Genomic DNA, 23,459 nt, shown 5'->3' with positions numbered 1-23,459 from the left:
ACGGCGATCATCGGCAGGATGGTGGGGGTGAAATAGGCCAGCCGCACCAGCGCCCTGCCCCCGATCCGGGCATTGACCAGCAGCGCCATCGCCAGCGCCAGACCCATCGAGGCGGGGATGATGACCCCGGCATAGATCAGGTTGTTGACGAAGGCCTGCCGAAAGATCGGATCGGCGGCCATGGTCTGGAAGTGACCGGCGCCCACCCATTGCGCCGGGCGGCGCCCGCGCGGGGTGGAATGAAGCGCGTCGATCAGCGTGGCGACCGTGGGGTAGAAGGTGAAGACCACCAGCAGCACGGCGGCGGGCGCCAGCAGAAGCCATGCGATCCGGGCGTTGCGGGACATCATCGGTGTCTTCCCCACGGTCATGTCAGATCAGTCGCGATAGACCGAGAGGATACGCTCGGCCTCGGCCTGCGCGGCGGTCAGCGCAGCCTCGGGCGTCTGCTGGCCGGTCAGCGCGGCCTGCAGGGCGGCGTTCAGCACCTCGTTGATGCGCTGGCCTTCGTAGGTCGAGATTTCGGGGACCGAGACCGCGATCTGACGGCGTGCCACATCGGCCTGCGGCACCTCGGCCACATAATCGCGCAGGGCCTGCGTGTCCCACGAGCCGTCGCGGGGCGCGACATAGCCGGTCTGGATGCCCCAGTCGGCCAGCAGCTCGTCCGAGGTCATGTATTTGATGAACTGGAAGGCCGCCGCCTTTTCCTCGTCCGAGGCCCCCTCGAAGATATACAGATTGCCGCCGCCGAGAACCGAGGCCGGGTCGGGATTGCCCGGATAGGCCGCGACGCCGAAATCAAAAGGCGCATTGGCGCGGATATTGGTCAGGTTGCCGGTCGTGGTCCAGGCCATCGCCAGACGGCCCTCCATGAAGTCCGAGGGCGTGGTGCCCCATTCCTGCACGCCCGGCGGGTGGATGCCGTGTTCAGCGCCAAGCGAGACCCAGAATTCCAGCGCCCCGATCACCTCGGGGCTGTCAAAGAAGGTGTGCAGCCCGTCCTCGCTGGACAGTTGGCCGCCATTCTGCGCGACCAGCGCGCCGAACAGCCAGTGCGCGGCGTTCGAGCTGCCGGGGATGCCCAGACCCCATTGGGTGACATTGCCCGACCCGTCGCGGATGGTCAGCGCCTTGGCGTGTTCGACCATCTCGTCCCAGGTCGCGGGGGGCGTTTCCGGGTCCAGACCGGCGGCGGCATAGGCCTCTTTGTTGTAATACATCACGGCGGTCGAGCGCTGGAAGGGCGCGCCCCAGACATGACCGTCCAGCCGGGCCGAGGCCAGATAGGCGGGCATGAACCCGTCCAGCCAGGCCTGATCCTCGGGCGTGGTGATGTACGCGTCCAGCGGCGCGATCACATCGGCATCCAGCAGGGTGAAGATGTCGGTGGCCAGCAGCACCGCCACGGTGGGCGGCGTGCCCGAGCGCGCGGCGGTCAGGGCGCGGGTGGTGGTGTCGGTATAGCTGCCGGAATAGATCGCCTCGACCGAGATGTCGGGGTTCTGCGCCTCGAACTCGGCGACATAGCCATCGACCACCTCGGTCAGCGGGCCGCCGACCTGCACGGGATAGAAAAAGGTGATCTGGGTCTGCGCGAAGGCAGGCGACAGGGCGGCAAGGCTTAGCGCGGCGCTGCCCAGCAGGGCGCGCGTCAGGGAAATACGGGTCATGTTGTCCTCAGGCTGGTTGAAGAGATGTCCGTGAGAGGTGGGCCGCCGCATCGCGCCGCAGCCCTGTGGTGGCGTCGAACAGATGCAGCGCGTCCGCGCCCCATCCCAGATGCACGGCGGCGCCCGGCCCGATGGCGGGGCGGCCCTGCAGGCGCACCGCAAGATGCGGCCCGCCAATATCGACAGAGAGGATGCTGTCCGCTCCGAAATATTCGATCTGCGCGATGCGGCCCGGCAGGCCGTGCTCGGCAAGGGTGATGTCCTCGGGGCGCAGGCCCGCCAGCAGGTCTTGCGGCAGATGCGCCCCCGCCGCGCCCAGATCGGCGACCGTCACCACATTCATCGGCGGCGCGCCGATGAAGCGGGCGACAAAGCTGCTGGCCGGGCGTGCATAGAGCGCGTGCGGCGTGTCGAACTGTTCCAGCCGCCCGTCGCGCAGCAGGGCGACGCGGTCGGCCATGCTCATCGCCTCGGTCTGGTCATGGGTGACAAAGATCATCGTCAGGCCAAGGCGGCGTTGCAGGGCGCGGATCTCGGCCCGCATCTCGGCGCGCAGGGATGCGTCGAGGTTCGACAAAGGCTCGTCCAGCAGGCAGATGGGGGCCTGCGCGATCAGCGCCCGGCCAAGCGCCACCCGCTGCTGCTGGCCCCCCGACAATTGCGAGGGGCGGCGGTCCAGCAGCTTGTCCAGCCCCAGCAGAGGCGCGACGCGGGCCAGCTTGTCGGCCTGCGCGCGGCGGCTTTCGCCCCGGACCGACAGGCCAAAGGTGATGTTCTGCCCCACCGTCAGATGCGGGAACAGCGCATAGGACTGAAACACCATGGAAATGCCGCGCTGCGCGGGGGGCGTGGCGGTGATGTCGCGCCCGTCCAGCCGGATCGCGCCGGAGGTCGGCGCCTCCAGCCCGGCGATCAGGCGCAGGGTCGTCGACTTGCCGCAGCCCGAGGGCCCCAGCAGGGCGATGAACTCGCCCTCGGCCACCTCCAGCGAGACATCGCGCAGGACCTGCGTTTCTCCCCAGGATTTGGTCAGCGCATCAAGTGTCAGGATGGGCATGGGATGTCCTCAGGCAAAGATGAACTTGCGCGCCAGCGCGTCGGGGATGTCGCCCAGACAGTCGCGGCAGGCGGTGTCGGTGACGATGCGATCGACGGCAGACAGGGGCGCGATGACCGACAGCGCGCTGCGGGTGAACTTGGAATGGTCGGCCACCACGATGACCTCTTGCGCGATTTCGATCATGGCGCGCTGCGCCTCGGCCAAAGCGGGGTCGGATGTGGCGATCTGTCCGCGCCCCAGATCCACCGCCGAGACCGACAGGAACAGCTTGTCGACATTGAAGCGCCGGATCGTTGCGGCCGCCAGCGCGCCCGTCAGGCTGTGGTTGAAGTGGTGATATTCGCCGCCGGTCACAAAAAGGCGCGCGACGCCCGCACCTGTCAGGCAGGCGGCAATATCGGTGCCATTCGTCACGAAGGTCAGCCCCGAACGCCGCGACAGCTGACTGGCCACCTGCAACACCGTGGTGCCCGCATCCAGAAACACCGCATCGCCATCCGCCACCAGATCCGCGGCGACCCTGCCGATCCGCGCCTTGTCTGCGGCGTTGCGCGACAGCCTTTCGCTGTTGGGAAAGTCGCGGGTAATCTGCGCCAGAGGCATCGCACCGCCATGGGTGCGCCGGATCAGCCCACGCGCCTCCAGATCCACCAGATCGCGCCGCACCGTCGCCTCGGAGACGCCCAGAAAGGCCGACAGATCCAGCGTCTGTGCATAGCTGCACGATTCCAGCCGCTCCATCAGGCGCGATTGGCGACCGGACGCGACCCCTGTTCCCTGATCCGACATCTGCAATATTCCGGCGCGGTTACGTTCACCTACCGAATGACAGCCGGGTGTGACGTCCCTATGACTGGAATCAGTCATTTGCGTGAAACCACTCATGGAAACTGCCATGAGGCATGATGCGGGCAGGAGAAAGAGGGCCACCGGACAGGTCGCGGCCGTGACAGGGCCAAAGGACTGGATGGCGCGGGCAGCACCGGCATTCAGCCCGACAAGAAGGCGCAGCAGTAATCAGACGACCAGTCCGGCGCTTGCTGCCGCGCAGCATTGGTCATCGCTGAAGGTCAGCCATGGGACGGGAGTGCGGTGTGATCCGGCGAATACGACTGCGGTACGCCGGCGTGGTGCGACGCCCGCAGTTTGCTTTCTGGCGGCCGCAGCGGTCAGACGGTGGTCCCCTCCGACAGCGACAACGCATCATCCAGATCGACGCCGAGAGACCTAATAGGCCAGCGACGGCAGCCACAGCGTCAGGATCGGAAAGGCGATCAGGATGATCAGCGTCAGCAGGTCCATGGCCAGAAACCATGTGATGCCGCGAAAGATCTCGGGCAGCGTGACCCTGTTGTTCAGCGCGCCGTTGATCATATAGACGTTCAGGCCGATCGGGGGCGTGATCAGGCCGATTTCCAGCAGCTTGATGACGATGATGCCGAACCAGACGGGGTTGATCCCCGCCTCGTTCACCAGAGGCACCAGAATCGGCAGCGTCAGCAGCAGCAGCCCGATGCTGTCGATCAGCATGCCCAGAACCAGAAAGATCAGCGAGACGGCCAGCAGAATCCACCATGTCTCGGTGCTGACCGACAGGATCGCGTCGGCAAAGGCGCGCGGAAAGCCCGACAGGGCAAGGAACCGGGTAAAGAACAGCGAGCCGATCAGGATCACAAAGATCGAGGCGGTTGCCACCAGTGCCTGCGACACCGCCTCGAACAGCGCGATGCGGGTCAGCTTGCGGCGGATGGCGGCGATCACCAGCGCCGCAAAGGCGCCAAGCGCGCCCGCCTCGGTCGGGGAAAACGCGCCGGTGAAGATGCCGCCCAGCACCACCAGGATCAGCGTCGGCAGCGGCCAGACATCGCGGAACGCGGCACGGCGTTCGGCCGCGGTGGGGGCGATCTGGACCGTGCCCGCCAGTTCGGGCTTCAGCTTCACCCGGATGACGATCATCGCCATGTAGATCAGCGCCGACAGAACCCCCGGAATAAAGCCTGCCATGAACAGCTGACCCACCGACACCTGCGCATAGACGCCATAGAGGATCAGCAACACCGACGGCGGGATCAGAGAGCCGAGCGTCCCCGACGCGGCAATGGTGCCGGTGGCCAGCCCGCGATCATAGCCGTTGTCCAGCATCTCGGGCACAGCCATGCGCGACATGGCCGAGGCGGTGGCGACCGATGACCCCGACGCTGCCGCAAAGAAGGCGCAGGCCCCGACCGAGGTGATCGCCAGCCCCCCCGGCAGACGCGCCAGATACAGCCGCAGCGCCAGAAACAGCCCCCGGGTCATGTCGGTGGACGAGCAGATGAAGCCCATCAGCAGAAACATCGGGGCGGCGGACAATTCCCACTGGCCCACATAATCGAACGGCGTGGCCGAGATCATGCCCCATGCCACGCTCATGTTGAACATGACCGCAATGCCGCCGATCGAGACCAGACCAAGCGCCAGCCCGATGGGCACACGGATCGCAATCAGCACCAGGGCCAGGACGATCCCGGCGATACCGACTTCTAGATTGCTCATGGGGCAGACTCCGGCAAAGGGTGTGGTGCAGCGGTCACAAAGGCTGTCTGCGCGTGACAGCGCGGGCAAGGTTCGACAGGATGGCCAGCAGGATCCCGGCAAAGCCGATCGGCAGCGCCCATCGCGCGGGCCAGATCAGAAAGCGGAAGTTGCTCATCGCTTCCTCGGCCCGGCGGGTGGCGCGGATCGCGTCGGACAGGGATTGCCAGAACAGCATCCCGAAAAAGGCGATCCCCAGCAGGCAGGCCATGACATAAAGCCCAAGCTGGACGCGCGCGGGCATCATCTGGGCGAACAGATCGACGCGGATATGTTCGCTTTTCATCTCGACATGGCCAAAGCCCAGAAAGACCAGCGCGACCATGTAGTAGAACGACACCCATTCCAGCGTGCCGACGATCTGGCCGTTGAAGAAATAGCGTACGCCGACATCCAGCGTGATGTGCAGCATCATCAGGATCATCACCAGACCGGCGGCAGCCGCCGTCGCGATGTTCAGCCAACGGATGCCCGCATGAACGAACCGCATTCCAAAGCCTCGCTGCACGAAGGGTGGGGGCACGAAGGGGGCGGGTCCGTCCGACACGGACCCGCCTGCCGGTCACTGGACGCCGTAGGTCGCGGCGTCGATCTTGCCAAAGATTTCCTGCATCGCAAGCGCGGTCAGGGCGTCTTCGTCGTTCGGGTCGATGCCCGCCAGAAGATCCTGCCACTTGTCCATGCTGGCCTGAAAATCGCCGATCAGGGCCTCGGGCTCGGCTACGCCGAATTCGGTGCCGGCCTTTTGCGCCGCATCGGTCACCGTGCGCTCGCGGAAGGCGGCGACATGATCTGCCAGATCGGCCTCGGGTTCATAGACATTGCCGCCCGCATCCAGCGACGCCTGCAGCCCGGCCTCGACCTTGCCGGAATAGGCGATGACCATGCGGGCCATGGAGCGGGCCGAGGCCTCCATCAGGATCTCGCGCTGGCCGGTCGTCAGCCCGGCCCAGAAACCGGGATTATAGCCCCATTGCGGCCCCGACCAATACATGCCGGTCGACAGCAGCGTCGTGTGCGGCGCCACCTCCAGCAGCGAGCGGTCCACAAGATCGCTGGCCGCGTTCGTCGCGCAATCGAGGCTGCCCCGCTCAAGGCCGGTATACATCTCGCTGGAGGGGACGTTGACCGGGATGCCGCCCGCCTCTTCGACCCAGACCGAGACGGCGGACCCGGCGGTGCGGATGCGCTTGCCCCGCATTTCGGCCAGATTGCGCACCGGCGTCGCGCACATCAGCACATAGGCCGGCGTGGCATAGGCCCCCAGATAGACAAGCCCGTTCTGCTGCCATTCGTCCAGCTGCACCGGGTTGTTCATCGAAAAGTCGGTCACGGCAAAGATCGCCGTCAGCGGGTCCGAATAGGCAAAGCCCAGTTCCTGGATCGTACTCGCCACCGGCAGATCCGAGGGCGTGTAGATCGCAGCGTGATGGGCGACCTGCACCACATTGTCCTGAATGCCCTGCAACGCCGCGCGCGGCGCCAGCAGCACGGTGCCGGTGAACACCTCGGGGACAAGATCGCCGTCCGACAGTTCACGGACCAGTTCGGCCCACCGGACATAGCCCTCGCCCGACATGGGCACGGCACCTTCGTAAAAGCTGTTGGCGATGAATTTGGTCTCGGCCCAAGCGGCCCCCGCCAGCAGACCGGCCAGCGCGGTCAAGGCCATCACTCGTTTCATGGTTTTCCCCTGTTGTTCACGTCGTTGCAGATGTCTGGTCCGTCGGTCGGCCCCGGCCGTCGGCGCGCCTCAGCGCAGCGCGGCCGTTTTCTTCACCACCGTGCCGCCTTTCATGATCAGCGGCATATGGGCGCCCTGTTGCGTCAGCAGGCTCAGATCGCGCAGCGGATTGCCCTCGACGGCGATGATGTCGGCATGGGCGCCGGGCGCAATGGTTCCGATCTGACCCTCCATCCGCAAGACCCTGGCGGCATCGACCGTGGCCGACCGGATCACGGCATCGGCGGGCAGATAGCGGCCGCGCAGGGTGAATTCGCCCGATTGCTCGGATTGCATGCCGCCCAGCAGGTCGGACCCGTATCCCATCAGCACGCCCGCATCATGCATCTTTTCCAGCCGTTCCAGCCCCGCCTCGCGGACATCGGCGATCTTGGCCACGGACTCGGCGGGCAGGCCGAACCGGGCGCCGGACGAGGCCAGAATGTCATAGGTGATGTTGGTAGGCACGACCGGAATGCCCTCGCGCGCCACCCGCGCAATCGTCGCATCCGAGATCAGGTTGCCGTGTTCGATGCATTCAAAGCCACAATCCAGCGCCCGCACGATGGCCTCGTCGGTATACAGATGGCCCGTCGCATAGGTGCCGAAGCCCTTGGCGATCTCGACCATCGCCCTGAGTTCCTCGACCGAAAAGACCAGATATCCGACCGGGTCCGAGGGCGACGAGACGCCGCCATCGGCCATCGCCTTGACGAATTGCGCGCCGTTCTTGATTTCCTCGCGCGCGGCGCGCTGAACCTCGGGGACGCCGTCGCAGATGCGGCCCATCGCGCCCAGACTTTGCGCATACCAGCCCACATCACGGTTGTCATAGGGGCCACGATAATCGGTATGTCCACCCGTCTGCGACAGCGCCTTGCCGCAGATGACCAGACGCGGGCCCAGAAAGGCGCCCTCCTCCACCGCCAGTTGCAGGCCCCGGTCGGCGCCGCCCAGATCGCGCACGGTGGTAAAGCCGCGCATCAGCATGTTGCGCATCAGCACGCTGCTGCGCGCCGCAACCAGTGCCGAGGGCAGCGCGGCATTGGCGCCCAGATCGGCTGTCGTCGCGATGACGTGGACATGGCAATCAATCAGCCCCGGCATCACCGTCAGGCCCGCCAGATCAAGGACCATGTCCGTGTCGGCGGTGACATCCGGGCCGATATCGCGGATCATGCCGTCCTCGATCACGATCCCCATCGGATCGGAAGGTTCGGTCGCGGTCCCGTCAACGATCCGGGCGTTCTTGAGAAATATCGTGGTCATCTGGTCTCTCTGGATAGGGCGGCGGTGCCCGTGTGCCTGCGGGCGGGGACATGACGGCCCGGTTCGCGGGCCACCGTCAGCAGCATGGCGGTGAGCCCCACATCGGATCGAAATCCTTTCATCTGGTCGTCACAAGACTGCGCCGTATTAACAAACAGTCAAGACTGTTTTTAATACGGCGCCGGAAAAATCGCCTGAATGCGTGAACAGGCCATTTATGCGGCAGACAGGACATGGGACGGGCAAGCCGCATGAAGCGCCATGCAGAGGATGTTTCGGCAACGCCGATGCGCACCGCTTAAGGCTGGAAGATAAAAAAGCCGGTTGACATGTTTGTAAATATGTCGGTCCCTGTCAGAAGGCCGTCACAGAACGCGGCCGGCGTCAGGACTGCGGCCAGCGCAGCCAAAAGACAGTTCAACATGCCTGCGCATCCGTGCAAGGAACAGCGGAGAGGAAGACAGATGACCAGACTTATTCCCGGAATTCTGATGGCCATGATTGCCGGCGCGGCGTCCGCGCAGACCAGCCTGGATATGGCCAATGAATATCCGCAGAACTCGATCCATGCCCAGACGGCGGATCATTTCATTCAGGCCCTGACCGACCAAAGCGAGGGCAGCATCGTGGTCACGCCGCATCATGGCGGCGCGCTCGGCTACAAATCGGTCGATCATTACGACGCGGTGGGCGATGGCGCGGTGCCGATCGCCACATCTTTTTCGGGGGCGTGGTCGGGGATCAATCCGATCTTCCTCGTCTCGTCGCTGCCATTTCTGGCCACCGACCTCGACGATACCCGCGCGCTTTATGATGCGACGCGACCCTATTACGAGGCCGCGATGGAGGCTGACAATCAGGTCTTTCTCTATGCGACGCCCTGGCCCGCCTCGGGCTTCTGGGGCAGGCAGCCGGTCGATACGGTCGAGGCCCTGCGCGGTCTGAAGATCCGCTCGTTCGACACGCCCGGCACGACGGTGCTGGTGAATGCGGGTGCGGCGCCGGTTCAGCTGTCCTGGGCCGACATCGTCCCGCAGCTGACCACGAACGGCATCGACGCCGTTCTGACATCCGCCGATGGCGGCGCGTCGGCGCAGTTCTGGGAATACCTGTCGCACTTTACCGAGGCGAACTATGCCCTGCCGCTGCAGGTCACGCATATGAACCGCGACAGCTTCGACGCCCTGTCCGATGACGACCGCGCGGCCCTGCTGGAGGCCGCAGCCCAGACCGAGACCTTTGGCTGGGACCTGCTGTCCAGCCGCGTCGATGAGAATTACGCCACCCTGGCCGATCACGGCGTGACCGTCACCACCGAGGTCGATCCGGCCCTGATCGCCAGCCTGCAATCGGCGGCCGAGCCGGTCGTGGCGGAATGGGCCGAACGGGTCGGGCCGGACGCGCAGGCGCTGCTGTCCGAATACCGCGCCGCGATCGGCCGGTGACATGACAGGGCCCGGTCTGCGAAAGGACATCGCATGAGGATCTATCTTGCCGTTGCGGATCATCTTGCCCGGATCGGGGCCTATCTGGCCGGGGCGGTTCTGGTCGGGATGGTCGCGCTGATCCTGTGGGAGATCGTGTTGCGAGGCGTCTTTCACAGCTCGACCTTCGTGATGGATGAATTCGTGGGCTATGGCGTCGCCTCGGCCACCTTCATGGCGCTGGCCCACGCCCTGTCACAAGGCCAGATCATCCGGGTGGGCCTGTTGATCGAACGCGTCCCGCCCGGTGCGCGCCGCGCGCTGGAGGTGCTGTCGGCCCTGATCGGGATGGCGACGGTGGCGGTGCTGATCCATTTCTTCTGGCTGCGGGTGGCGCGGGCATGGTCGCGGGGTTCGGTCTCGAACTCGGTCGCGCAGGTGCCGATGTGGATCCCCGAGGCGATCGTGACGGGTGGGTTGGCGCTGTTATGGCTGCAGCTTCTGGCGCATCTCATCCGCAACTGTCTGGGGGATGTGCGCCACACGCCCCCGGCCACCCACTGAGGGAGCAGCGCCATGGACGCCGTCATCTCTGCCGCAGCCTTGCTGGCCCTGATCTTTCTGATGCTGAGTCTGGGGGTCTGGATCTTTGTCGGCCTGATCGCCGTCAGCGGTCTGAGCCTTGTCGTTCTGGCAGGCATGGACCTGTCGCGCGTGGCAACCATCGCCACCGGCATCATCTATCGCTATTCCTCGGCATGGGAGCTGGCCGCCATTCCGATGTTCATCTGGATGGGCGAGATCATCTTTCGCACCGACATCTCGGACCGCATCTTCCGCGGGCTGGCGCCGTTCGTGGCCCATGTGCCGGGGCGGCTGTTGCACACCAACGTCATGGGCTGCACCCTGTTTGCCGCCGTCAGCGGGTCAAGCGCGGCAACAACCGCCACGGTCGGCAAGATCACCACGACCGAACTGGCGACGCGCGGCTACAGCCGGTCGCTGTCTCTGGGCTCGCTGGCGGGGGCGGGCAGCTTCGGGCTGCTGATCCCGCCATCCATCATCATGATCGTCTATGGGATTCTGGCCGAGGTGTCGATCAGCCGGCTGTTCGCGGCGGGCGTGCTGCCGGGGCTAATGATCGCGGGCCTGTTCTCGGCCTATCTCATCCTGCGCGCGGTGCTGGACCCGTCGGTCGCGCCGGATGGCGGGGAACGCTATCGCGCCCGCGATTATGTCTGGGCGCTGGTCGATCTGCTGCCGATCTTTGCGTTGATGGGGATCGTTCTGGGGGCGATCTATACCGGCGTGGCCACGCCGTCCGAGGCGGCGGCGGTGGGCGTCTTTGGCGCGCTGGTCATCGCGGGCGTTCTGCGTCAGTTGTCGCTGCGCCTGCTGATGCAGACGCTGCTGGGGGCGGTGCAGACCAGCGCGATGATCTGCTCGCTGCTGATCGCGGCGGCGTTCCTGTCCACGGCGATGGGGTATCTGCATATCCCCGCCGACGTGGCCCGCGCCATCAGCGCGCTGAACCTGTCGCCCGCCATGCTGCTGCTGACGCTGACCGGGTTCTATATCGTTCTGGGGCTGTTTCTGGACGGCGTGTCCATCATCGTGATGAGCCTGCCGATCACCCTGCCGCTGGTCGCCGCCGCCGGGATCGACCCGGTCTGGTTCGGCATCTTCCTGATCGTCACGATCGAACTGGGGCAGGTGACGCCGCCGGTCGGCTTCAACCTCTTCGTGCTGCAGGGCATGACCGGAGAGCCGGTGGGCCGCATCGCCCTCTACGCCTTTCCGTTCTTTTGCCTGATGCTGCTGGGCATCGCGCTGCTGGCGCTGTTCCCTCAAATTGTTCTCTGGCTGCCGGGATATCTTTATGGCTGAACCCACCCTGCCCTTGCGGGACCTGTCCGCCGCCCATGCGGCGCCCCATCAACCCGATGCCGCCATCGCCGCCTTTGAACGGGTCTGTGCGGCGCGCTTTGGCCTCAGGCTGCTGACGGTCTTTGCGTGGGATGCGGGCGACGACCTGTGCCACCGGATCTGGTCGAACCGGCCCGACGTCTATCCCGTTCCCGCCGCCAAGAAAATGGGGCCGACCCGCTGGGGCGAGACCGTCCTGCGCAACCGGCAGCCGTGGTGCGGCCCCACCCGGACCCATATCCGAGAGGCGTTTTTCGACCATGCGCTGATCGAAACCCTTGGCTGCGGCGCCTGCCTGTCGGCGCCGGTCATCTGGCAGGACCGCGTGATCGGCGCCGTCAGCGTGCTGGATGCCGAGGGCGCCTATGATCAGGCCGACGCCGCGGCCCTTGGCCTGATGACATGGGCGCTGATCCCCGCGCTGCTGGCGCAGGGGGCCCGCCCCGCGAAACAACCGCTGCACGCAAAGGAGACTTCATGAAACTGGGTGATTTCAAGGCGCTGACCTTTGATGTCTATGGAACGCTGATTGATTGGGAAAGCGGCATGGTGGCGGGGCTTGCGCCGTTGACCGACCGCCTGCCACGGCCAATGTCGCGCAACGCCATTCTGGAAACCCATGCCCGCCACGAAAGCGCACAGCAGGCGCAGACGCCGGGCCGGGCCTATTCCGACCTGCTGGCCACCGTCTATCGCCGGATCGCCGAGGAATGGAGCCTTGGCGTGAGCTGGGACGCGTGCCGGCAGTATGGCGACAGTGTGGGCGACTGGCCCGCCTTTCCCGACAGCGCCGACGCCCTGGCCTATCTGAAGCAGCATTACAGGCTGGTCGTGCTGTCCAATGTCGATAACCGCAGCTTTGCCGCGTCGAACGCGCGCCTTGGCGTGGACTTCGACGCGGTCTATACCGCCGAGGATGTGGGCAGCTACAAACCGGCAGACGCCAACTTTGACTACATGCTGTCCAACTTGAGCGCTTTGGGTCTGGAAAAATCGGATATCCTGCACACCGCCGAAAGCATGTTTCACGATCACAAGCCTGCCAACCGCCACGGTCTGGCCTCGGCATGGATCTATCGCAGGCATGCGGACGAGGGCTTCGGGGCGACGATGCATCCGGGCGAGGCGCCGTCCTATGACTTTCGCTTTGACAGCATGGCCGCCATGGTCAGCGCCCATCAACAGGAAATGCAGGGCAGGCAGTAGCGGGCCGCCGCGCTTTGTCGTATCGCTGGACCGGGCCATGACATGAGAAGGAGCGACATGACCCCCGCAAAGACAGCGCAGGACCAGCCCGATGGTCGGCGGCGCCGCACCCAGGCCGAACGATCGACCGAGATGCGCGAAAAGGCCTGCATCGCCACATTGCAGGCCCTGACCGAGGTCGGCTATGAGCGGATTTCAACGAAGCTGATCGCCGACCGCGCCCGTGTGTCGCGCGGGGCGCTGACCCATCATTTTCCGATGCGCAACGACCTGCTGGTCGCGGCCTTCGAATATCTGCTGACATCGTGGGAAACCAGCTGGCCCTTTGCCGCCGACCCCGCGCCGCCGCGCCTCGGGATCGAGGATCTGATCGACGCCTTGTGGGAACGTCTGTTCTCGACCGAGCAATACATGGCCGCGACAGAGCTGATGCTGGCCGCCCGGATGGACAGCAACCTCGGTCAGCGCCTGCGCGACGTCCAGCTGCGGTGGAGTGGCATCCGCGATGCGATCGCGACCAAGATCCTCGGAATGACCCCGGATAACGAAACCAACCATCTGTTTCTGCAACTGAACCTCTGCCTTTTGCGCGGCATCGCCGTTCACCGAAGTTTCGATACCGACCCCGCAGTCGACCAGAAACTTCTGTCCCTGTGGAAAGACATCGTCCGCGCCCAGAAGGTGGTTCACGTGCCTGACGCGTCGGCTGCTGATACGACCGCGGCGCGGACCTTGACCTGAGGGCATCCCCCCCGCGCGGACCCGTCAGCGGGCGACGACATTGCCATACCCGCCACGAAAACCGCGGGATAAATACGCCCGAAGAAAGCGGAGGTCCGTTCAGAAGCGGCCTGTGCAACAACGCCCCGCATGCGCGCCCCTTATGCGGGGCGCGGCAGCGGCGTGTCAGGCGGCGTAGGTCTGCATCACCTCGGACAGGCACTGATCGGTATCGCCCAGCTGGTGGTCGATCATGGTCAGCCGCTTGGCGTAATGCGAGGCTGCGTATTCCCACGTCATCGCGATGCCGCCATGCATCTGGATCGTCTCCTCGGCCACCAGCCGCGCCGTGCGACCGATCAGCGTCTTGGCCATCGCGCAGGTGGCGGGACCTTGCGGACCGTCCAGTGCGGCGGCGGCGGCGATGGTGATCGACCGCGCCTGCTCGATCTCCATCAGCAGATCGACGGTGCGGTGTTGCAGGACCTGAAAGCTGCCGATGGTCGTGCCGAACTGCTTGCGGGTCTTCAGATAGTCCAGCAGGATCGCATAGGCGGCATCCATCGCGCCCACCGCCTCGGCGCACAGGGCAAGGCGCCCGGCGCGGGTGGCATCGGCCAGCGCCTCGGTCGCGTCCTCGATCAGCAGGGTGGCGGGGCTGTCGTCCAGCAGGATCTCGGCCGCGCCGCCGCCGTCGATCATCGGATAGGCCGCGATCTGCAGGTCCGTCGCTTCGGCGCGGAAGAGAGCAGGGCGCCCGTCCAGCAGCGCCGCGATCAGCACGACATCGGCGGCGTGACCGCCATAGACCGCGCTTTTGCGGCCCGACAGCAGAACGCGGTCGCCGTCGCGCGTGGCGGTGGCCTGCATGGTCAGCGCGTCATAGGGCGCGTCGATCTCGGACAGGGCGACGGCAAAGCGCTGTGATCCGTCGATCAGTGTGTCCTGATCGGCGCCGGCCGCCATCAGCAGGCGGCTGGCCATCAGCGTGCCGAGATAAGGCTCGGGGCACAGCGTGCGGCCCAATGCCTCGAACACCACCGTGATGTCAAAGCCGGTGCCGCCGAACCCGCCCGCAGCCTCGGGGGCCAGCGCGCCGGGGATGCCCAGTTCGGCCAATTCGGCCCATTTCCCGGGGCTGTGAAACGGCGCGTCATACGCCAGCTTGTTGCGCGTCTCGACCCCGTAGCGATCGCCCAGATAGCGGCCAAGGCTGTCCGCCAGCATCTGGCGGTCTTCGGTCAGATCAAAGTTCATGTCACAGCCCCAGCATTGTCTTGGTCAGGATATTGCGCTGAATCTCGTTCGATCCCCCAAAGATCGAGCTTTTGCGGCTGTTGAAATAGACCGCCGCATTCGTGTCGCTGTCGGGCGGGCCAAAGACGAGGTTCGCGGCCCCCGCCTCGCCCGGAAAGGGGGCGGCCACGGGGCCAAGCGCCCGGCGGGCCAGATCGCGCAACTCCTGATTGACCAGCGTGCCCTTGATCTTGAGGATCGAGGTTTCGGGACCGGGATGGCCCTGTTTCTGCGCCTGAAACAGCATGCGCAGATTGGTGATCTTCATCGCCTCCAGATCGGTCTCGACGCGGGCGATGCGGGCGGCGAACAGCGGATCCGCGATCAGCGGGCGCCCGTTGCGGCGCATCCGGCGGGCCAGATCCTTGACCTCTTCCAGCGCCTGCATCGAGATCCCGACGCCCGCGATATTGGTGCGTTCATGCGTCAGCAGGAACTTGGCGATGGTCCAGCCCTTGTTTTCCTCGCCCACGAGGTTCTCGACAGGAATGCGGACATTGTCGAAGAACACCTCGTTCACCTCGTGGCCGCCCTCGATCAGGCGGATCGGGCGCATCTCGACGCCGGGCGTGTCCAGATCGACCAACACAAAGCTGATGCCCTGCTGCGGCTTTCCCTCGTGCGAGGTGCGCACCAGACAGAAGATGCGGTTGGCGTGCTGGCCAAGCGTGGTCCAGGTCTTCTGCCCGTTCAGCACGTAATGGTCGCCGTCGCGGTCGGCCCGCATCCTGAGGCTGGCCAGATCCGATCCGGCCCCCGGCTCGGAATAGCCCTGCGCCCACCAATCCTCGCCCAACAGGATGCGGGGCAGGATTTCGGCCTTCTGGCGGTCATTGCCGAATTCGATCAGGACCGGGCCCAGCATATGCGCGCCAAAGGCCACGACGCGGGGCGCGTAATGGCGGCTGGCCTCGACATCATAGATATAGCGCTGGACGGGCGACCAGCCGGGGCCGCCATGTTCGACCGGCCAGGTCGATCCCAGCCAGCCCTTGGCGCCCAGAATGCGGTGCCATTCCTGATAGGTCTCGCGCGTCAGTTCCGCGCCCGACCGGACGGCGGCCGAAATGTGATCCGGCAGATGCGCGACCAGAAAATCGCGGACCTCGGTCTGAAAGGCCAGTTCCTCGTCGGTGAAAGACAGTTCCATCGTTTCCCTCCCTTGGGGTCTCAGAGAACCTCGAACAATCCGGCAGCACCCATCCCGCCGCCGACGCACATGGTGCAGACGACATAGCGCGCGCCGCGCCGCTTGCCCTCGATCAGCGCGTGACCGACCATGCGCGCGCCCGACATCCCATAGGGGTGCCCGATCGAGATGGCGCCGCCGTTCACGTTCAGCAATTCGTCGGGGATGCCCAGCACGCGCGCGGAATGCAGGACCTGACAGGCGAAGGCCTCGTTCAGCTCCCACAGTCCTATATCGTCCATGGTCAGGCCGTGGGCCTTCAACAGGCGCGGCACGGCGTGGATCGGGCCGATGCCCATTTCGTCGGGGTCCAGGCCCGCGGCCATCACGCCCACATAGCGGCCAAGGGGCGCCAAGCCGCGGCGTTCGGCCTCGGACGCCTCCATGATGACCGCGGCCGAGGCGCCGTCGGACAGTTGCGAGGCATTGCCTGCGGTGATGTGGCGACCCTCGGCCACGTGCTGACCGTCGCGGAACACGGGCTTCAGGCTGGCCAGCCCCTCGGCGGTGGTATCAGCCCGGTTGCCCTCATCGCGGGTCAGCGTCACCTCGCGGAACGAGACCTCTTTCGTCTGCTTGTCCACCACGGCCATGGTGCTGGTCAGGGGCACGATCTCATCGTCGAACGCGCCCGCCTGCTGGGCCGCCGCTGTCCGCTGTTGCGAGCGCAGGGAATAGGCGTCCTGATCCTCGCGCGTGATGCCATAGCGGTCGGCCACCACCTCGGCGGTTTCCAGCATCGTCATGTAGATGTCGGGCCGGTGGTCCACCAGCCACGGATCGGTGCGGCGGTCCTGACGCATGTTCTGGTTCTGCACCAGGCTGACGGATTCGACGCCGCCGCCGATGACGATCTGCATGCCGTCATGGATCACCTGCTTGGCGGCGGTGGCGATCGCCATCATGCCGCTGGCGCATTGCCGGTCCAGCGACATGCCCGCAACCGAGGTCGGCAGCCCCGCCCGGATCGCCGCCTGCCGCCCGATATTGCCGCCGGTCGAGCCTTGCTGGATCGAGCAGCCGACGATGCAATCGGCGATCTCGGACCCGTCCAGCCCGGCGCGGTCCACGGCGTGGCGGACGGCATGGCCGATCAGTTCCTGCGCCTGCGTGTTGTTGAATGCGCCGCGAAAGGCGCGGCCGATGGGCGTGCGTGCGGTCGATACGATCAGGGCGTCCCTCATGGGGTGTCTCCTCCTCAGGTGCCGGGCGTCTCGGGCCGGGCGGTATAATGTCGGTTCAGTCGCTGCATGCCGCCGATCCAGCGGTCGTAATCGTCTGTCTTGCGGCGCATGTAGGTGGCGACCTCCGGGTGAGGCAGGGCCAGAAACCGGCCTTCGCGCAGCGCCTCCAGCGCCACGGCGGCGACCGCGTCGGCCTCCATCATGCCGTCGATGCTGGCCACGCCCGCCTCGCGTCCCTCGGTCATCGCGGTGCGCACCGCCTGCGGGCAGAGCAGCGTGACCCCGATGCCGTCATCGCCGTGGGTCAACGCCAGCCATTCGGCGAAGCCCACCGCCGCGTGCTTGGTCACCGCATAGGGCGCGGCGCCCACCTGACTGAGCAGCCCCGCGGCAGAGGCTGTTATCATCACATGCCCGCCGCCGCGCGCGATCATCTGCGGCAGCAGGATGCGCGTGGCGCGGATATGGGCCATCACATTGACGTCCCAGATGGTCTGCCAGTCCGCGTCCGGCACCTCGATCCCGCCGCGCCGGATGATCCCGGCATTGCCGCAATAAAGGTCGATGGGTCCGGCCTGATCCTCGGCCATGTCGATCATCCGGGCGATGTCGCCGTCGCGGCCCATATCGGCACCGAGGCCCACGCCGCCGATTGACGCCGCGATCCGGGCAGCCCCGCCCTCGTCGCGGTCCGCGCAGACGACCCGCCGGGCGCCTGCGTCGGCCAGCGCGCGTGCCAGCGCCGCCCCGATCCCTGCGGCGGCGCCTGTCACCAGGGCTGTGCGTCCCTCGATGTCCATCTCAGGCCCACATATTGGTGCCGCCGCACAGGGTCAGCGCCTGCCCGGTCATATAGCCGCTGGCGTCCGAGGCCAGATAGACGGCGGTGCCCGCGAAATCGTCCGGTTCGCCAAAGCGGCGCAGCGGGATCTGGGTGCGGGCGCGCTCCTCGCCTTCGGGGCTGTCCCACAGGGCGCGGGCGAAATCGGTGCGCACCACGCCGGGGCAGATGGCGTTGGCGCGGATGCCGTGGGGGCCGTATTCCAGCGCCAGGTTGCGCACCAGACCGATCAGCGCCAGCTTGGACACACCATACAGTCCAAGCGTCGCCGAGGGCTTCAGCGCCCCCACGCTGGAGGTGAAGATCATCGACCCGCCCCCCCGTTCCATCATGTCGGGCGCTGCCAGCCGCGCCAGCCACAGATTGGCCTGCACATTGGTCTGCATGATCTTGGTATAGGCCTCGTCGGGGATCTCGGAGATCGGGCCGTAATGGACGTTCACCCCGGCATTGCCGATCAGGATGTCCACCGGACCGGCCAGCCTGCGGGTCTGATCGACCAGCGCGCGCAGATCCTCGTGCCGGCCGGCATTGGCGGCCACGCCAAAGGCGCGCTCTGCCCCGCAGGTCGCATTGATGCCCGCCGCCGCCGCGTCCAGCTGGTCCTGCTTGCGGGCCGAGATGACCACCCGCGCGCCGTGCTGGGCAAGCGCCGTGGCCATCGCCAGCCCCATTCCGCGCGACGCACCCGTCAGCAGCGCGGTCTTGCCCGTCAGATCGAACAACATGCTCATCCTATGCCGCCCCGTCCGCGGGCGCGTGCTGGTGCGAGACCACCCCCGCGCGCCGTTCGTTCGAGGCCTCGAACGCCTTGCGCTCGGCGCGGGCGACGACGGCGTGATGCACCTCGTCGGGGCCGTCGGCCAGCCGCAGGGTGCGCTGCTTCATGTACATCTCGGGCAGGTCGGTCCATTGGCTGACGCCGGTGGCGCCATGGACCTGAATGGCCTGGTCAATGATCTGGCAGCATTTTTCGGGCACCATCGCCTTGATCATCGACACCCAGATGCGCGCCTCCTTGTTGCCCAGCACGTCCATGGCGCGGGCGGCCTTCAGCACCATCAGGCGCATCGCCTCGATCTCGATGCGGGCGCGGCTGATGGTTTCCATGTTCTTGCCCAGATCAATGATCCGGCGCCCGAACGCCTCGCGCGACAGGCCGCGCGCGATCATCATGTCCAGCGCCTTTTCCGCCGCCCCGATCGAGCGCATGCAATGGTGGATGCGGCCCGGCCCAAGGCGCAGCTGGCTGATCTCGAACCCGCGGCCCTCGCCCCACAGCACGTTCGCCTCGGGGACGCGGACATTGTCGAACCGGATCTGCATATGCCCGTGGGGCAGGTCGTCATGGCCAAAGACCCGCATCGGGCCGACGATGGTGACGCCGGGCGTGTCCATCGGCACAAGGATCTGGCTTTGCTGGCGGAACGGCTCGGCCTCGGGCGAGGTCTTGACCATCACGATCATGATCTTGCAGCGCGGATCGCCCGCCCCCGAGATATAGTATTTCTCGCCGTTGATGACCCATTCGCCCCCCTCCAGCACCGCGCGGGTGGACACGTTGCGCGCATCCGACGAGGCGACATCGGGCTCGGTCATCGCGAAGGCCGACCGGATCTCGCCCGCCAGCAGGGGCTTCAGCCAACGCTCTTTCTGTTCGGGGCTGCCCACCCGCTCCAGCACCTCCATATTGCCGGTGTCGGGGGCCGAGCAGTTCAGCGATTGCGCGGCCAAGGGGTTCTTGCCCAGCTCGAACGCGATATAGGCGTAATCGAGGTTCGACAGCCCCTCGCCCGTCCCGCTGTCGGGCAAAAAGAAGTTCCACAGACCGGCCTCCTTGGCGCGGGTCTTCAGATCCTCGATGATCTCAAGCTGGCCGGGCGCATAGGCGTTGCCCGGTCCGCGCTGCGCCGACAGGCGGTCGTATTCGCGCAGGGCGGGGTCGCAATGGTCGCGGATATGGGCCATCACCTTGTGCAGCAGGGGCCGTGCCGCCTCGGACATGGCCAGATTGTTCAGGATGTCGGCGGAGCCTTGCACATCCTTGGGGTCCGCATGTTTCATGTCCGTCTCCTTGCGTTCGGGGGCGTCATCTGTTCACCCAGTTGGGCTGGCGTTTCTCGACAAAGGCGGTGACGCCCTCGCGGAAGTCTTCGGTCTCGCGCAGATCGGCCATGACCTCGCGGCTGTGGCGCAGGCTGGTGCCCAGATCGTCCAGCAGGTCCATCCGCCGCAGCACCCGCAACGAGGCGCGCACCGACGAGGGCGAGACGGCGGCGATCTGGCGCGCCATGTCCATCGCGCGGTCCACCAGCTCCGCCGCGGGCACGACCTGATTGACGAAGCCAAGCCGCAGCCCTTCCTCGGCGCCGACCTTGCGGCCGGTCAGGATCATCTCGACCGCGGCCTTGCGCCCGATCTGGCGGCTGAGGCGCTGGATGCCGCCTGCGGCTGCGAAAAAGCCCACCTTGACCTCGGGCAGGGCAAAGGTCGCGGTGTCGGCGGCCAGCACCACGTCGCAGCACAGCGCAGTCTCGAACCCGCCGCCCATGGCAAAGCCGTTGACCGCGCCGACGATGGGTTTTTCCAGATCCAGCCGCTGCGACAGGCCGGAAAAGCCGGTTTCGGGGCCCTTCATCGCGCCGCCCTGCGCCGTGTATTTCAGATCGTTGCCAGCGCAGAAGGCGCGGTCGCCCGCCCCCGTCAGCACCGCGACCCACAGATCGGGATCGGCTGCGAAATCGTCCCAGATGGCCGACATCTCGTGATGCATGGGCGCGTGGACGGCGTTATAGACCTCGGGGCGGTTCATGGTGACGACCAGAATATGGCCCTCGCGGCGGGTGGTGGTAAACTCGCCCATCATGCGGCCCCTTGTGCGGCAGGGGCGTCGGTGCGCAGCCCGCCGAGGTCCAGATCGAGGAAGCGGCCGCCATCCTCGGCCAGACGGCGCAGCGTCTCGGCGGGGGCAAAGGCCGGGTTGCCTGCGGCCAGATCCTCGATCCGCGCCAGCACCGCCTTGGCGCCCATCTGGTCGGCGTGATACATCGGCCCGCCGCGTCCGGGCGGAAAGCCGTAGCCGTTCAGCCAGACCACATCCACATCCGAGGGGCGCTGCGCCTTGTTTTCCTCAAGGATCTTCACCGCCTCGTTGATCATCGGGACCAGCAGCATCTCGGCGATGTCATCGGCGGGCAGGGTCGTGGGTTCCGCGCCGGTCATCTCGCGGATCAGCCGGGCGGTCACGTCCGAGGGCGTGCGGTTGCGCGCCGCGTCGTAATCGTAATAGCCCGCGCCGGTCTTTTGCCCGCGCCGGTCCATCTCGCACAGCGCGTCACGGATGGGGCTGTGAGTGGTGGCGCCCCTGGACCAGCCGATGTCCAGCCCGGCCAGATCCGACATCTGGAACGGCCCCATCTTGAAGCCGAAAGCGGTGACCGCATCGTCGATATCCCACGGCATCACGCCCCGGAACAGCAGCGCATTGGCCTGTTCGCGCCGCGCGGCCAGCATCCGGTTGCCGACAAATCCATGGCAGACGCCGACCAGCACCGCGATCTTGCCGATCCGTTGGGCCAGCGCCATGCCGGTCGCCACGACATCATCGGCGGTGTGGCGGGCGCGCACGACCTCCAGCAGCTTCATCACATTGGCGGGCGAGAAGAAATGCAGCCCGATCACATCCTCGGGCCGCGAGGTGGCGGCGGCGATCTGGTCAATATCCAGTGCCGAGGTGTTGCTCGCCAGGATCGCTCCCGGTTTCATCACCCGGTCCAGTTCGGCAAAGATGCGGCGTTTCAGGTCCATATCCTCGAACACGGCCTCGATCACCAGATCGCAACCGGCCAGCGCGGCGAGGCCTAGCGCGGGCGTGATGCGGTCCATGCGGGCCGCGACCTCGGACTGGGGAAAGCGGCCCTTGTCGGCGCTGTTCTGATAATGGCGCCGCACGACGGCCAGCCCGCGATCCAGCGCGTCCTGCTGCGTCTCGACGATGGTGACCGGGATGCCGGCACTGGCAAAGTTCATGGCGATGCCCCCGCCCATCGTGCCTGCGCCGATAATGCCCACCCGACCGATGGGGCGTGGGGTCGCCTGCGCTGCCGGGCCCTCGATGATGCCCGCGCGGCGCGTGGCCTCGGCCCCATAGGCGGCAGGGTCCAGCCCGGCCAGCGAATCATGTGTGGTCCGTGTCATTTTCATTCCCCCGCCTTGGCCCGTGGCGCCTGCCCCTTGGCGGTTCCGACCGCCCTCCCCGGCGGTCGGAACGGGCGGGCGACGGGTCCGCTGATCATTCCTGACGACTGTCAGGATTACGGGGTCAGGCCCTTTTGGGCAAGCGTCAATTTGGGCGCGGCGGCAATTTCCGGCAGCACCACAGCTTTGCCCGGAACGGATTGACGCAGGGGGAATCGGGTCCTAAGGTCATATCCTGACACTTGTCAGCATGCAGGGAGGCTCTGTTACCAGGGTGCATGCGGGCATTGAGGGACGCGCTCCGGCGCGAAGGGAGGCAGCTTCATGCAAGAGACGACCCTACGCAGCGACATCGAGTTCGACATCCGCGACGGGGTGGCCACGATCACGCTGAACCGCCCCGACCGGCTGAATGCCTGGACGCCCGCGATGGCCGATCAGGTGCGCCACGCGGTGGGGCAGGCCGGGTCCGACCCGGCGGTGCGGGTCATCGTCATCACCGGCGCCGGGCGGGGCTTTTGCGCAGGCGCGGACATGGCATCGCTGGACAAGACCGCCGACCGGGGGAAGGCCAGCGGGCAAGAGGTGCTGTATCCCGCCGACGTGTCCTTTCCCGATGCGCCGGGGCCGGATCTGGGGGGGCTTTATCCGGGGCGCTTCGGCTATCTGTATGATTGCCCCAAGCCCGTGATCGCGGCCATCAACGGCCCCTGCGCGGGGATCGGGCTGATCCTGACGCTGTATTGCGACCTGCGCTTCGCGGCCGAGGATGCCAGGTTCAGCACCGCCTTTGCGGCGCGCGGATTGATCGCGGAACACGGCATCGGCTGGCTGCTGCCGCGTCTGGTGGGCGAGGCGCATGCGCTGGACCTGCTGATGACCTCGCGCAAGTTCACCGGTGCGGAGGCGGAGCGCATGGGCATGGTCAACGCCGCGCTGCCCGCCGACCGGCTGATGGCGCATGTGGCCGGGGTGGCGTCGGGCATGGCGCACGGCGTCTCGCCCCGCGCCATGGCGATCATGAAACGGCAGGTGCGGCTGGCCTATACCCAAAGTTTCGCCGACGCCCTGAAGGTCGCCGATGCCGAAATGGCCGCCAGCTTCCAGTCCGACGATTTCCGCGAGGGCGTGAAAAGCTATGTCGAACGCCGCGCCCCGCAGTTTTCGGGGATATGAT

General features: G+C 66.3%; 23 protein-coding genes. 7 read left to right on the top strand and 16 right to left on the bottom strand.

Annotated elements, in window-relative coordinates:
- The 8 genes from ACK41U_RS13315 to ACK41U_RS13280 all read right to left on the bottom strand — a co-directional run.
- A partial coding sequence (locus ACK41U_RS13315) for a carbohydrate ABC transporter permease (RefSeq protein WP_409681050.1) occupies positions 1–371 on the bottom strand: 371 nt, incomplete at its 3' end.
- A 6-nt stretch (positions 372–377) separates the two neighbouring features.
- Positions 378–1,673 carry an ABC transporter substrate-binding protein gene (locus tag ACK41U_RS13310; protein WP_409681047.1) on the bottom strand — a complete coding sequence of 432 codons (1,296 nt, stop codon included), beginning with the start codon at positions 1,671–1,673 and terminating at the stop codon, positions 378–380.
- 7 nt (positions 1,674–1,680) lie between these two features.
- Entirely contained in the window at positions 1,681–2,730 is a 1,050-nt protein-coding gene (locus ACK41U_RS13305) for an ABC transporter ATP-binding protein (RefSeq protein ID WP_409681044.1), read from the bottom strand.
- A 9-nt stretch (positions 2,731–2,739) separates the two neighbouring features.
- Positions 2,740–3,522 carry a DeoR/GlpR family DNA-binding transcription regulator gene (locus ACK41U_RS13300; protein ID WP_409681041.1) on the bottom strand — a complete coding sequence of 261 codons (783 nt, stop codon included), beginning with the start codon at positions 3,520–3,522 and terminating at the stop codon, positions 2,740–2,742.
- A 438-nt stretch (positions 3,523–3,960) separates the two neighbouring features.
- Positions 3,961–5,268: a TRAP transporter large permease gene (locus ACK41U_RS13295; protein ID WP_409681038.1), complete on the bottom strand. Its 1,308-nt coding sequence runs from the start codon at positions 5,266–5,268 to the stop codon at positions 3,961–3,963.
- 34 nt (positions 5,269–5,302) lie between these two features.
- The gene (locus tag ACK41U_RS13290; RefSeq protein WP_409681035.1) at positions 5,303–5,797 is read right to left on the bottom strand and encodes a TRAP transporter small permease subunit; all 495 of its coding nucleotides are present in this window, start codon (positions 5,795–5,797) and stop codon (positions 5,303–5,305) included.
- A 72-nt stretch (positions 5,798–5,869) separates the two neighbouring features.
- Positions 5,870–6,991, bottom strand: coding sequence for a C4-dicarboxylate TRAP transporter substrate-binding protein (locus ACK41U_RS13285; protein ID WP_409681032.1), 1,122 nt, complete (start codon positions 6,989–6,991; stop codon positions 5,870–5,872).
- 69 nt (positions 6,992–7,060) lie between these two features.
- A complete protein-coding gene (locus ACK41U_RS13280; RefSeq protein WP_409681029.1) occupies positions 7,061–8,299 on the bottom strand; it encodes an amidohydrolase family protein in 1,239 nt (412 codons plus the stop codon).
- Between the two features lie 464 nt (positions 8,300–8,763).
- Between ACK41U_RS13280 and ACK41U_RS13275 the strand changes: the two genes are divergently transcribed.
- From ACK41U_RS13275 to ACK41U_RS13250, 6 genes are read left to right on the top strand one after another with little or no spacing between them, the layout of a single operon-like run.
- Positions 8,764–9,744, top strand: a complete 981-nt coding sequence (locus tag ACK41U_RS13275) for a TRAP transporter substrate-binding protein (protein ID WP_409681027.1) — start codon at positions 8,764–8,766, stop codon at positions 9,742–9,744.
- A gap of 33 nt (positions 9,745–9,777) precedes the next feature.
- Positions 9,778–10,287, top strand: coding sequence for a TRAP transporter small permease (locus ACK41U_RS13270; RefSeq protein WP_409681024.1), 510 nt, complete (start codon positions 9,778–9,780; stop codon positions 10,285–10,287).
- A 12-nt stretch (positions 10,288–10,299) separates the two neighbouring features.
- Positions 10,300–11,610, top strand: a complete 1,311-nt coding sequence (locus ACK41U_RS13265; RefSeq protein ID WP_409681021.1) for a TRAP transporter large permease — start codon at positions 10,300–10,302, stop codon at positions 11,608–11,610.
- Positions 11,603–12,130 carry a GAF domain-containing protein gene (locus ACK41U_RS13260; protein WP_409681018.1) on the top strand — a complete coding sequence of 176 codons (528 nt, stop codon included), beginning with the start codon at positions 11,603–11,605 and terminating at the stop codon, positions 12,128–12,130. The genes ACK41U_RS13265 and ACK41U_RS13260 overlap by 8 nt, the downstream gene beginning before the upstream one ends.
- The gene (locus ACK41U_RS13255; RefSeq protein ID WP_409681015.1) at positions 12,127–12,855 is read left to right on the top strand and encodes a haloacid dehalogenase type II; all 729 of its coding nucleotides are present in this window, start codon (positions 12,127–12,129) and stop codon (positions 12,853–12,855) included. The genes ACK41U_RS13260 and ACK41U_RS13255 overlap by 4 nt, the downstream gene beginning before the upstream one ends.
- Positions 12,856–12,912: 57 nt before the next feature.
- Positions 12,913–13,596 (top strand): TetR/AcrR family transcriptional regulator, encoded by a 684-nt coding sequence (locus tag ACK41U_RS13250; protein ID WP_409681012.1) that lies wholly within the window; start codon positions 12,913–12,915, stop codon positions 13,594–13,596.
- Positions 13,597–13,761: 165 nt separating this feature from the next.
- Here the strand turns inward: ACK41U_RS13250 and ACK41U_RS13245 are convergent, their stop codons facing one another.
- Genes ACK41U_RS13245 through ACK41U_RS13210 form a run of 8 tightly spaced genes read right to left on the bottom strand, consistent with a single transcriptional unit; the run spans position 13,762 to position 22,282 of the window.
- Positions 13,762–14,832 (bottom strand): acyl-CoA dehydrogenase family protein, encoded by a 1,071-nt coding sequence (locus tag ACK41U_RS13245; RefSeq protein WP_409681009.1) that lies wholly within the window; start codon positions 14,830–14,832, stop codon positions 13,762–13,764.
- A 1-nt stretch (position 14,833) separates the two neighbouring features.
- Positions 14,834–16,021 carry an acyl-CoA dehydrogenase family protein gene (locus ACK41U_RS13240; protein WP_409681007.1) on the bottom strand — a complete coding sequence of 396 codons (1,188 nt, stop codon included), beginning with the start codon at positions 16,019–16,021 and terminating at the stop codon, positions 14,834–14,836.
- 20 nt (positions 16,022–16,041) lie between these two features.
- Positions 16,042–17,244 carry an acetyl-CoA C-acyltransferase gene (locus ACK41U_RS13235; RefSeq protein WP_409681004.1) on the bottom strand — a complete coding sequence of 401 codons (1,203 nt, stop codon included), beginning with the start codon at positions 17,242–17,244 and terminating at the stop codon, positions 16,042–16,044.
- A 14-nt stretch (positions 17,245–17,258) separates the two neighbouring features.
- The gene (locus tag ACK41U_RS13230) at positions 17,259–18,044 is read right to left on the bottom strand and encodes an SDR family oxidoreductase (RefSeq protein WP_409681001.1); all 786 of its coding nucleotides are present in this window, start codon (positions 18,042–18,044) and stop codon (positions 17,259–17,261) included.
- A 1-nt stretch (position 18,045) separates the two neighbouring features.
- The gene (locus ACK41U_RS13225; protein ID WP_409680998.1) at positions 18,046–18,819 is read right to left on the bottom strand and encodes an SDR family NAD(P)-dependent oxidoreductase; all 774 of its coding nucleotides are present in this window, start codon (positions 18,817–18,819) and stop codon (positions 18,046–18,048) included.
- A gap of 1 nt (position 18,820) precedes the next feature.
- Entirely contained in the window at positions 18,821–20,149 is a 1,329-nt protein-coding gene (locus tag ACK41U_RS13220) for an acyl-CoA dehydrogenase family protein (protein WP_409680996.1), read from the bottom strand.
- Between the two features lie 25 nt (positions 20,150–20,174).
- Positions 20,175–20,948, bottom strand: a complete 774-nt coding sequence (locus tag ACK41U_RS13215; protein ID WP_409680993.1) for an enoyl-CoA hydratase-related protein — start codon at positions 20,946–20,948, stop codon at positions 20,175–20,177.
- On the bottom strand, positions 20,948–22,282 hold the full coding sequence (locus ACK41U_RS13210) for a 3-hydroxyacyl-CoA dehydrogenase NAD-binding domain-containing protein (protein ID WP_409680991.1): 1,335 nt from the start codon (positions 22,280–22,282) through the stop codon (positions 20,948–20,950). Before ACK41U_RS13210 ends, ACK41U_RS13215 begins: the two co-directional genes overlap by 1 nt.
- Before the next feature lie 324 nt (positions 22,283–22,606).
- On the opposite strand from ACK41U_RS13210, the gene ACK41U_RS13205 reads away from it, so the two are divergent.
- Positions 22,607–23,458, top strand: coding sequence for an enoyl-CoA hydratase (locus ACK41U_RS13205; RefSeq protein WP_409680988.1), 852 nt, complete (start codon positions 22,607–22,609; stop codon positions 23,456–23,458).
- Position 23,459 lies beyond the last annotated feature (1 nt).

Origin of the sequence: Paracoccus sp. (in: a-proteobacteria) (assembly GCF_046289755.1) — a bacterium.
GTDB lineage: Bacteria > Pseudomonadota > Alphaproteobacteria > Rhodobacterales > Rhodobacteraceae > Paracoccus.
Note: the sequence above shows the minus strand (reverse complement) of the source record. Positions and strands in the feature narration are given on the sequence as shown.

Coding starts and splice junctions, on each gene's coding strand:
- ACK41U_RS13220 (WP_409680996.1), bottom strand. CDS start 20,149: ATGAAACATGCGGACCCCAAGGATGTGCAAGGCTCCGCCGACATCCTG.
- ACK41U_RS13265 (WP_409681021.1), top strand. CDS start 10,300: ATGGACGCCGTCATCTCTGCCGCAGCCTTGCTGGCCCTGATCTTTCTG.
- ACK41U_RS13305 (WP_409681044.1), bottom strand. CDS start 2,730: ATGCCCATCCTGACACTTGATGCGCTGACCAAATCCTGGGGAGAAACG.
- ACK41U_RS13260 (WP_409681018.1), top strand. CDS start 11,603: ATGGCTGAACCCACCCTGCCCTTGCGGGACCTGTCCGCCGCCCATGCG.
- ACK41U_RS13240 (WP_409681007.1), bottom strand. CDS start 16,021: ATGGAACTGTCTTTCACCGACGAGGAACTGGCCTTTCAGACCGAGGTC.
- ACK41U_RS13225 (WP_409680998.1), bottom strand. CDS start 18,819: ATGAGCATGTTGTTCGATCTGACGGGCAAGACCGCGCTGCTGACGGGT.
- ACK41U_RS13310 (WP_409681047.1), bottom strand. CDS start 1,673: ATGACCCGTATTTCCCTGACGCGCGCCCTGCTGGGCAGCGCCGCGCTA.
- ACK41U_RS13280 (WP_409681029.1), bottom strand. CDS start 8,299: ATGACCACGATATTTCTCAAGAACGCCCGGATCGTTGACGGGACCGCG.
- ACK41U_RS13285 (WP_409681032.1), bottom strand. CDS start 6,991: ATGAAACGAGTGATGGCCTTGACCGCGCTGGCCGGTCTGCTGGCGGGG.
- ACK41U_RS13270 (WP_409681024.1), top strand. CDS start 9,778: ATGAGGATCTATCTTGCCGTTGCGGATCATCTTGCCCGGATCGGGGCC.
- ACK41U_RS13210 (WP_409680991.1), bottom strand. CDS start 22,282: ATGACACGGACCACACATGATTCGCTGGCCGGGCTGGACCCTGCCGCC.
- ACK41U_RS13230 (WP_409681001.1), bottom strand. CDS start 18,044: ATGGACATCGAGGGACGCACAGCCCTGGTGACAGGCGCCGCCGCAGGG.
- ACK41U_RS13255 (WP_409681015.1), top strand. CDS start 12,127: ATGAAACTGGGTGATTTCAAGGCGCTGACCTTTGATGTCTATGGAACG.
- ACK41U_RS13290 (WP_409681035.1), bottom strand. CDS start 5,797: ATGCGGTTCGTTCATGCGGGCATCCGTTGGCTGAACATCGCGACGGCG.
- ACK41U_RS13275 (WP_409681027.1), top strand. CDS start 8,764: ATGACCAGACTTATTCCCGGAATTCTGATGGCCATGATTGCCGGCGCG.
- ACK41U_RS13250 (WP_409681012.1), top strand. CDS start 12,913: ATGACCCCCGCAAAGACAGCGCAGGACCAGCCCGATGGTCGGCGGCGC.
- ACK41U_RS13235 (WP_409681004.1), bottom strand. CDS start 17,244: ATGAGGGACGCCCTGATCGTATCGACCGCACGCACGCCCATCGGCCGC.
- ACK41U_RS13215 (WP_409680993.1), bottom strand. CDS start 20,948: ATGGGCGAGTTTACCACCACCCGCCGCGAGGGCCATATTCTGGTCGTC.
- ACK41U_RS13300 (WP_409681041.1), bottom strand. CDS start 3,522: ATGTCGGATCAGGGAACAGGGGTCGCGTCCGGTCGCCAATCGCGCCTG.
- ACK41U_RS13245 (WP_409681009.1), bottom strand. CDS start 14,832: ATGAACTTTGATCTGACCGAAGACCGCCAGATGCTGGCGGACAGCCTT.
- ACK41U_RS13205 (WP_409680988.1), top strand. CDS start 22,607: ATGCAAGAGACGACCCTACGCAGCGACATCGAGTTCGACATCCGCGAC.
- ACK41U_RS13295 (WP_409681038.1), bottom strand. CDS start 5,268: ATGAGCAATCTAGAAGTCGGTATCGCCGGGATCGTCCTGGCCCTGGTG.